This is a genomic window from Pseudomonas sp. 51_B (assembly GCF_017491595.1).
GTDB lineage: Bacteria > Pseudomonadota > Gammaproteobacteria > Pseudomonadales > Pseudomonadaceae > Aquipseudomonas > Aquipseudomonas promysalinigenes.
In genome coordinates, this window is sequence record NZ_JAFGYW010000003.1 from 296,191 (window position 1) to 305,279 (window position 9,089).

Sequence of the window (9,089 nt, forward strand, 5' to 3'; positions counted from 1 at the left end):
CTTAGTTCACCCACACCCGCGCATTACGGAACATACGCATCAGCGCGGCATCTTCCTGCCACTCATCGGGGCGCCAGGAGTTCTGCACGGCGCGGAACATACGTTCCGGGTGCGGCATCATGATGGTCACGCGGCCATCGCGGCTGGTGAGGCCGGTGATACCACGTGGCGATCCGTTCGGGTTGGCCGGGTAGGCTTCGGTTACCTTGCCGTGGTTGTCGACATAGCGCAGGGCCACGCAGCCAGACGCATCGGCCGCCAGCAGTGCGTCTTCACTGGCGAACTCGGCATGGCCTTCACCATGGGCGATGGCAATTGGCATACGGGAGCCTGCCATGCCCTGGAGGAAAATGGAGTTGGACTTCTGCACCTCGACCATGGCCACGCGTGCCTCGAACTGCTCCGAGCGGTTGCGCACGAAGTGCGGCCAGTGCTCGGTGCCCGGAATCAGCTCGTGCAGGTTGGACATCATCTGGCAACCGTTGCACACGCCCAGGGCAAAGCTGTCGGCGCGCTCGAAGAATGCCTGGAAGGCATCGCGGGCGCGGGCGTTGAACAGTGCCGACTTGGCCCAGCCCTCACCGGCACCGAGTACGTCACCGTAAGAGAAGCCACCGCAGGCGACCAAGCCTTTGAAGGCCTCGAAGTCGACGCGCCCGGCAAGGATATCGCTCATATGCACATCGACGGCTGCAAAACCTGCGCGATCGAAGGCGGCTGCCATTTCAACCTGGCCGTTGACGCCCTGCTCGCGCAGGATGGCCACTTGAGGACGCACCCCCGTCTTGATGTAGGGCGCTGCCACGTCGTCATTGACGTCGTAACCCAGCTTGACCGACAGGCCTGGGTTATCTTCCTCCAGCAGCAGGTCGAACTCCTGGTCTGCGCAATCGGCGTTATCACGCAGGCGCTGAACCTGATAGCTGGTTTCGGCCCACTGGCGCTGCAGCATGCGGCGCTCGTCGTCGAACAGCACTTCGCCGTTGAGGCTGATGGACACTTCGCCGTTGTTGATCGGCTTGCCGATGACTGCAACGCATTGTTCTCCGAGGCCGGCAGCGCTGAACTGCGCCAACACGTCTGGCGTGGCATCCTGGCGAACCTGAATGACCGCACCCAGCTCTTCGTTGAAGAGGATGGCAGCCACGTCAGCCTTGCTGTCGGTCAGAGGATCGAGTTGCAGGTCGAGGCCGCAGTGGCCGGCAAAGGCCATTTCCAGCACGGTGGTCAGCAGCCCGCCATCGGAACGGTCGTGGTAGGCCAACAGATGACCGTCGGCGTTCAGGCCCTGGATCACGGCGAAGAACGCCTTGAGGTCTTCGGCATCGTCGACATCCGGTGCCTGGGCCGCGATCTTGCCGTAGGTCTGAGCCAGGATCGAGGCACCCATGCGGTTCTTGCCACGGCCCAGGTCGATCAGGATCAGGTCCGTCTCGCCCTTGTCCATGCGCAGTTGCGGGGTCAGGGTCTGGCGAATGTCGGCAACCGGAGCGAAGCCGGTGATGATCAGCGACATCGGCGAGGTAACGCTCTTCTCGACGCCATCTTCGCTCCACTTGGTTTTCATCGACATCGAGTCTTTGCCGACCGGAATGGTAATGCCCAATTCCGGGCACAGCTCCATGCCCACGGCCTTGACGGTGTCGTACAGGCGCGCGTCTTCACCTGGGTGGCCGGCAGCGGACATCCAGTTGGCCGACAGCTTGATGTCCGACAGCTTGTCGATACGGGCAGCAGCCAAGTTGGTGATGGTCTCGCCAATTGCCATACGGCCCGAAGCCGGGGCGTCCAGCAGCGCCAACGGCGTGCGCTCGCCCATGGCCATGGCTTCACCGGTGTAGACATCGAAGCTGGTGGCAGTGACGGCGCAGTCCGCTACCGGGACCTGCCACGGGCCGACCATCTGGTCACGGGCAACCAGGCCGGTGATGGTGCGGTCGCCAATGGTGATCAGGAAGCTCTTGCTGGCCACCGCCGGGTGGCTGAGCACGCGCTGCACGGCGCTGTCCAGGTCAAGTTGGCTCGGGTCGAAATCGTCGCCCAGCTCGGCCTCGCGGGTAACCGAACGGTGCATGCGCGGCGGCTTGCCAAGCAGCACATCGAGCGGCATGTCCACCGGAGTGTTGTCGAAGTGGCTGTCGGTGACGGTCAGGTGTTGCTCTTCGGTAGCCTCGCCGACCACCGCGTACGGGCAGCGCTCACGTTCGCAGATCGCCTGGAAGCGCTCGAAGTCCTCGGCGCTTACCGCCAGCACGTAACGTTCCTGGGATTCGTTGCTCCAGATTTCGTGCGGGGCCATGCCCGGCTCGTCGTTGGGCACGTTGCGCAGCTCGAAGCGCCCGCCACGGCCGCCGTCGTTGACCAGTTCAGGGAACGCGTTGGAAATACCGCCGGCACCCACGTCGTGGATGAAGGCGATCGGGTTCTTGTCACCCAACTGCCAGCAGCGGTCGATGACCTCTTGGCAACGGCGCTCCATTTCCGGGTTTTCGCGCTGTACCGAGGCGAAGTCCAGGTCAGCAGAGCTTGCACCGGTGGCCACCGAGGAGGCCGCGCCGCCGCCCAGACCGATGAGCATGGCCGGGCCGCCGAGCACGATCAGCTTGGCGCCGACAGTGATCTCGCCCTTCTGCACGTGATCTTCACGGATGTTGCCCATACCGCCTGCGAGCATGATCGGCTTGTGGTAGCCGCGCACTTCTTCACCATGGGGGGTGGCGATGGCCTGCTCGAAGGTACGGAAGTACCCGGTCAGAGCCGGGCGCCCGAATTCGTTGTTGAACGCAGCGCCGCCCAGTGGGCCTTCGATCATGATGTCCAGGGCATCGACGATGCGCTCTGGCTTGCCGTAGGCCTGCTCCCACGGCTGCTCGAAGCCCGGAATGCGCAGGTTGGACACGGTGAAGCCGGTCAGGCCGGCTTTAGGCTTGGCGCCACGGCCGGTCGCGCCTTCGTCGCGGATTTCGCCACCGGAGCCGGTGGAGGCGCCGGAGAATGGGGCGATCGCGGTTGGGTGGTTGTGCGTTTCGACCTTCATCAGAATATGCACAGGCTCCTGCACCGCACCGTATTGGCGGGTTTCAGGGTTCGGGAAGAAGCGCCCGGCAACGCTACCGACGATGACCGATGCGTTGTCCTTGTAGGCCGAGAGCACGCCTTCGTTGTGCATCTGGTAGGTGTTTTTGATCATGCCGAACAGGCTCTTTTCCTGTGCCTGGCCGTCGATGTCCCAACTGGCGTTGAAAATCTTGTGACGGCAATGCTCGGAGTTGGCCTGGGCGAACATCATCAGTTCGATGTCGTTCGGGTTGCGCTTGAGGCCCTGGAAGGCGTTGACCAGGTAATCGATCTCGTCTTCAGCCAGAGCCAGGCCCAGGTCGATGTTGGCCTTGGCCAAGGCGTCACGGCCACCGCTGAGGATATCGACCGAAGTCATTGGCTTGGGCTGAGCGTGGCTGAACAGATCGGCTGCCTGCTCCAGCTTGGCCAGCACGCGCTGGGTCATGCGGTCGTGCAGCTCGGCAGCGACCAGCTCGGCATCGGCGTCGCTCAGGTCACCGGCGACATAATAGGCAATGCCGCGCTCCAAGCGCTGGATCGACTGCAAGCCGCAATTGTGGGCGATGTCGCTGGCCTTGCTGGCCCAGGGCGAAATGGTGCCCAGGCGCGGCACGACGAGGAACAGGCGGCCGGTCGGCTCCTGTACCGGCACGCTGGGGCCATACTTGAGCAGACGGCCCAGCACCTGCTGCTGGTCGGCGGACAGTTCGCCTTCAACATCGGCGAAGTGGGCAAATTCGGCATACAAACCAGTAACAGCGGGGACTTTCTGGCTCAGTTGCTCGAGTAATTTACCGTGGCGAAAGGCAGAAAGGGCAGGAGCGCCGCGCAGGATCAACATCGTCGGGACAGCCTCAGGAAGGGGTGTGCTTAGAGGCCGTGCATTCTAGCCTAATTCGAGCGCTTTCGGCACCCGCTGTGAGCCACGGCTGCCGGGCGGCGGAACCGGACTTGCGGGTCAGAAATCTGCGGGGTTTGGCTGTGGAAATTCTGCGCCTATGAGATCGAGCACCGCGCGGGGGCGCTCGATCTCATAGGCGCCATCTCTCTGATTGCATAACCCAACCACATAACCCGCTACCAGACAAGCTAACCGTTGTCGAGATATGGCACGGCCAGTCCTTTGCGTATACTGCATCCTATGTTCGCCCACACTGCTTTGCGCCAGCGTTGCGCCAAATGGCTTCTTGCAACCGGACTCTTTCTGCTGCTCGGTGCCTGCGTTGAAAAACCCAGCACCCTCGAGCGCGTGAAGGAGGACGGTGTGCTGCGCGTCATAACGCGCAACAGCCCGGCCACCTACTTCCAGGATCGCAATGGCGAAACCGGCTTCGAATATGAACTTGTGCAGCATTTCGCCGACGATCTAGGCGTCAAGCTGCAAATCGAAACCGCTGACAACCTCGATGAACTGTACGACGCGCTAGGCAAACCGTCCGGGCCGGTATTGGCAGCAGCTGGCCTGGTCAGCAGCGACCGGCGCAAGGCCCAGGTCAGGTATTCGCATCCTTATCTGGAAGTGACCCCACAGGTGATCTATCGCAATGGTCGCCCCCGCCCCACCGATGCCAAAGGCCTGGTCGGCAAGAAGATCATGGTGCTCAAAGGGAGCAGCCACGCCGACCAGTTGGCCGAGCTGAAAAAGCAGTACCCAGGGCTGGAGTACGAAGAATCCGACGCGGTGGAAGTGGTCGACTTGCTGCGCATGGTCGATGAGGGGCAGATCGACCTGACCTTGGTCGACTCCAACGAGCTGGCGATGAACCAGGTCTACTTTCCCAATGTGCGGGTCGCCTTCGACCTGGGCGATACCCGTGATCAGCGCTGGGCAGTAGCTGCCGGCGACGACAATAGCCTGCTCAACGAAATCAACCGTTTCCTCGACAAAGCACAGAAGAACGGCACGTTGCAGCGCCTGAAAGATCGCTACTACGGGCATGTCGACGTACTCGGCTATGTCGGCGCCTATACGTTCGCCCAGCATCTGCAGCAGCGTTTGCCCAAGTACGAGAAGCATTTCAAGAGCTACGCCAAAGTCGAGCAGGTCGACTGGCGCCTGCTCGCCGCCATCGGCTACCAGGAATCGATGTGGCAACCGGAGGTCACCTCCAAAACCGGCGTGCGCGGCCTGATGATGCTGACTCAGCGCACCGCTCAGGCCATGGGTGTATCCAACCGCCTGGACCCAAGGCAAAGCATCCAGGGCGGCGCCAAGTACTTCATGAAGATCAAGCAGGAGCTAGACGACAGCATCCAGGAGCCTGACCGTACCTGGTTCGCCCTGGCCGCCTACAACGTCGGCAGTGGCCACCTGGAAGACGCCAGAACCCTGGCCAAGCGCGAAAAGCTCAACCCGAACAAATGGCTGGACGTGAAAAAGATGCTGCCGCGCCTGGCCCAGAAGCAGTGGTACCGGCAAACCAAGTACGGCTATGCCCGTGGCGGGGAGCCGGTGCACTTCGTCGCCAACATCCGCCGCTATTACGACATCCTCACCTGGGTGACCCAGCCGCAACTCGAAGGTCAGGTGGCCGAGGGCAACCTGCATGTGCCTGGTGTCAACAAAGACAAGCCGGCGGATCAATCGCCGCCGATGTAACCTTGTCAGGGCCTGTTCGCGGCTAAGCCGCTTGCCCAGGTTGGCGCGCATGCCTGGCCATGCCCAGCCCTGGAGGGTGCGGGTTTACTCGCGATAATGCCGGCACAGCTCAAACCTTGGCTCGGCGCGCCCTGAAGAAGTCACTCAGAATCTGCCCGCACTCTTCAGCCAGCACCCCACCCTCCACCATCACCCGGTGATTGAGAAACGCCTGCCCGAAAAACTGCCCCTGGCTTTGCACGATGCCTGCCTTGGGTTCCAGCGCGCCAAATACCACACGCATAACTCGAGAATGCACGATCAACCCGGCGCACATGCTGCACGGCTCCAGGGTTACATACAGGGTGCTGCCCGGCAGGCGGTAGTTGCTCGCAGACTTTGCAGCCGCACGGATCGCCACCATCTCGGCGTGGGCACTGGGGTCACTGTCGGCGATCGGCCGGTTGAAACCTTGGCCGATCACCTGGCCATGCTGCACCAGCACGGCTCCCACCGGCACTTCGCCCATGGCTGCGCCTTCGCCAGCCAACGCCAGGGCCAGCCGCATGAATTCCTGATCGCGGCTGCGATCGATGATCTGCGGGCGCATCACACCACCGCGATCGCGGCCATCAGGCCGGTTTCCATGTGGTCGATGACGTGACAGTGGAACATCCAGGTACCGGGGTTATCCGCCACCAGGGCCACCTGGGCACGCTCGTTCTTGCCCAGCAAATAGGTGTCGGTGAACCAGGGCTCTTTGATGTCGTGGCGGTTGGAGGCGATCACTTTGAAGCTCATGCCATGCAGATGAATCGGATGCTGGTACTGGGTCATGTTCTTCAGCTCGAAGATATAGCTCTTGCCCTGCTTGAGGGTAGCGATGGGCCGGTCGGCACAGGTTTTGTCGGTGATGTCCCAGGCCTGGCCGTTGATTTGCCACATGCTCGAGGGTTTGTCTGGGTCAGGTGTGACCGTGACGTTGGCCGCCCACTCGAAATTGAAGTTCAGTTTCTCGGCATTCTCCAGGTCAGGCTCGGCAATCGGATTGGCCGGCAAAGCCTTGGGCCAGTCGCCGGGCGCTTCGCTACTGGCCACCGAACGCAGGGTGCCCAGGCGCACGAAGCCGTCGCGCAGGGAAATCTCCTCGCCCGGGTCAGGGATACGGATGGCCAGGCAGATCCGCATGCCAGGGCCCAGCCAATAGTCGTCGTGCAGTGGCCTTGGGGTCACCGGGTTGCCGTCGAGGGCGTAGATCTTGGCCTCGCAGTTACCCTTGAGGTTGATGCGGTAGGTCCAGGTGTTGTCCAGGTTCAGCAGGCGGACTCGCACTACCTGGCCTGCCGGCAGCTCGGTGACCGAATCGGCCTGGCCATTGATGGTGATCAACCGCCCTGCGGTGCCGTTGCGCGCAGCCTCTCGGGGAATGCTGAAGGGCAGCCAGCCACCCTGCTCGTCGACATGCCAGTTTTTCAGGCTGAGCGTGCGTTCGTGCTCAAAGCCGGTCGGTTCACGCTCCTCGACGATCAGCGGGCCGACCAGCCCGCGTCCTAGCTCCTCGGAGCTGCTTACATGAGGGTGGTACCAATAGCTGCCAGCATCCGGCACACGGAATTTGTAGTCGAAATATTCGCCAGGCTTGACCGGCAACTGTGAGACGTAAGGCACCCCGTCCATTTCCAGCGGCAGGCGGATGCCATGCCAGTGAATGGTGGTTTCCACCGGCAAGTGGTTGATGAAGCGAACCCGCAACCAGGTACCCTGACGCACCCGCAACTCGGTGCCAGGCGCCGACGGGCCGAAGGCCCAGGCCTGGGTCTTGAAACCAGGCACCAGTTCGACGTCCAACGGCGCTGCGATCAACTCGTAGTCATGACCGGCGTTGTCGTCCTCGACCTTGCCCAACCAGTAACGCGCCGCGCCACCGGCGCCCAGGCCTACAACAACCAGGCCGGTAAGCCCCTTGAGCATTTGTCGACGGGTGAAGGACATCGGTGCGGGTACCTCGTGTTCAGCGCAATCAAGCTGCCAGCACGGCTGGCGGTGAAGGGCGAATACGATACACCTGCGAATGGGAAATATTAAGTGAAGTCTCCCCAGCCCTCGTTTGCAGGCGCCTGGCAAAGCAGATTGAACCACTGCCGGTCACTGCCTGAGGGTTGGCGCAGGGCGGCCTGCAGCAGCGGCGCGTCAAGCAGCACGTTAAGGTTGTCGAGCCGCGCGGCGATGGGCGGGTGGGTATCGAAGGGATGGGCCATGCTCAGCTCGAGTACAGCCTCGTCCAGGTGTAGCGCAACGTGCTGCAGGTGCCGATCCAAAGCCACCGCCAGCCCTGCACCACCCTGTTCAAGCAACAAGGCATCGACCACGCGGCCCAGGGCAATCGCCCGCAGCAGCGCCTGAACGAACAAGTGCGCGCCATGCACCTGAGCACCGGCGCGATCTGCCAGCAACTCTTGGGCGCGCCCCCAGTGGTGTACTGCGAGCTGGGACCGATGCAGAAATTGCCCAGCCATCCACTCCACAGGCTGTGCTACCCAGCGCATCGTCCGGCGGGTATCGACGATGGTCGAGAACTGTGCACACATCATGCTAAAGCGCACATTGGTCTGGCTGGCCAGCTCTGTGTCGCGGCTGCGCAAATGCCCAAGCTCATGACCAATGATCGCGGCAGCCTCTTGCTGGCTCAGCACGCTCAGATAAGGCAGTGGCAGATACAGGATTCGCCCGTTGAGAACCGACTGGCCAGGTTGCAGTACGATCGGCATGCTGGTGACGAAAAAGCCCTGATCGATCCCGACCACGATATGGTCCGGCACTGGCGCCTGCAGCCGCCCAGCCAGCTCTTCGATCCACTGCCAGAGCGCTCCAGCCTGCTGGCGCTGAAGTTCCTGGCCGAGAAAGCTGGCGTTACCCTGCCCCATGCCCGGCCATTTTTGCCTCAAACGCCAAAAAATACTCAGGCAAACGATCAGCACTGCGGCCAGGGGCAGTACCACGATCAGTACGGCCAAGCCGCCCTGCGCGGCATTGCTTACGCCAGCGCTGACTTCGTAGAGCAATGAAACGGCCAGGGAGGCTGCGAGCAAGCCCATATAGGCGCTTAGCCAGCGCCCCAGTACCCGCCAGTTGGCGGTCATGCGTTGGCGCAAGTACTGTGCCGACCGCAAGGCGCGCCATGCGTCGGCCCTGAGCCTGAGCCAGGCGCAGACACCCGCCATCAAAGCACCCAACGCCATCAAGCCGCTCAGGCTAGCCATCCACCGGCGTGTGCTGAGCCAATAACGGTCCTTGTCGAGCTCGCTCAGCTGCCGTTCCAGCACTTGGCGGGTGTCGATGCGCCCGGCAAGTTGTTTACGCGCGGCCCAAGGCAATGCCTGGAGCAAGGCATCGCTAGGTTCTGCCAGCCATTGTCGAGTGATGCGTGCCTGCTCTTGAGCCGTTTCAGCCC

5 protein-coding genes are annotated in these 9,089 nt (G+C 62.3%); 1 reads left to right on the forward strand and 4 read right to left on the reverse strand.

All coding sequences use genetic code 11. From position 1 onward, the window contains the following. Window position 1 precedes the first annotated feature (1 nt). A complete protein-coding gene (gene purL, locus J5M56_RS06615; protein ID WP_207870383.1) occupies window positions 2–3,901 on the reverse strand; it encodes a phosphoribosylformylglycinamidine synthase in 3,900 nt (1,299 codons plus the stop codon). Window positions 3,902–4,201: 300 nt separating this feature from the next. On the opposite strand from purL, the gene mltF reads away from it, so the two are divergent. Further along, window positions 4,202–5,659: a membrane-bound lytic murein transglycosylase MltF gene (gene mltF / locus J5M56_RS06620; RefSeq protein ID WP_060479342.1), complete on the forward strand. Its 1,458-nt coding sequence runs from the start codon at window positions 4,202–4,204 to the stop codon at window positions 5,657–5,659. A gap of 109 nt (window positions 5,660–5,768) precedes the next feature. On the opposite strand, the gene tadA is transcribed toward mltF, so the two are convergent. The 3 genes from tadA to J5M56_RS06635 form a co-directional block, all read right to left on the reverse strand. Beyond that, on the reverse strand, window positions 5,769–6,248 hold the full coding sequence (tadA, locus tag J5M56_RS06625) for a tRNA adenosine(34) deaminase TadA (protein ID WP_060479343.1): 480 nt from the start codon (window positions 6,246–6,248) through the stop codon (window positions 5,769–5,771). Further along, window positions 6,248–7,630, reverse strand: coding sequence for a multicopper oxidase family protein (locus J5M56_RS06630; protein WP_186477741.1), 1,383 nt, complete (start codon window positions 7,628–7,630; stop codon window positions 6,248–6,250). Before J5M56_RS06630 ends, tadA begins: the two co-directional genes overlap by 1 nt. A gap of 89 nt (window positions 7,631–7,719) precedes the next feature. Continuing rightward, on the reverse strand, window positions 7,720–9,089 hold a 1,370-nt coding region (locus tag J5M56_RS06635), incomplete at its 5' end, for a M48 family metallopeptidase (protein WP_207870385.1).

What these genes read in the sequence shown, in the direction of transcription:
- mltF (WP_060479342.1), top strand. Translation starts at nt 4,202, where the DNA reads ATGTTCGCCCACACTGCTTTGCGCCAGCGTTGCGCCAAATGGCTTCTT.
- tadA (WP_060479343.1), bottom strand. Translation starts at nt 6,248, where the DNA reads ATGCGCCCGCAGATCATCGATCGCAGCCGCGATCAGGAATTCATGCGG.
- purL (WP_207870383.1), bottom strand. Translation starts at nt 3,901, where the DNA reads ATGTTGATCCTGCGCGGCGCTCCTGCCCTTTCTGCCTTTCGCCACGGT.
- J5M56_RS06630 (WP_186477741.1), bottom strand. Translation starts at nt 7,630, where the DNA reads ATGTCCTTCACCCGTCGACAAATGCTCAAGGGGCTTACCGGCCTGGTT.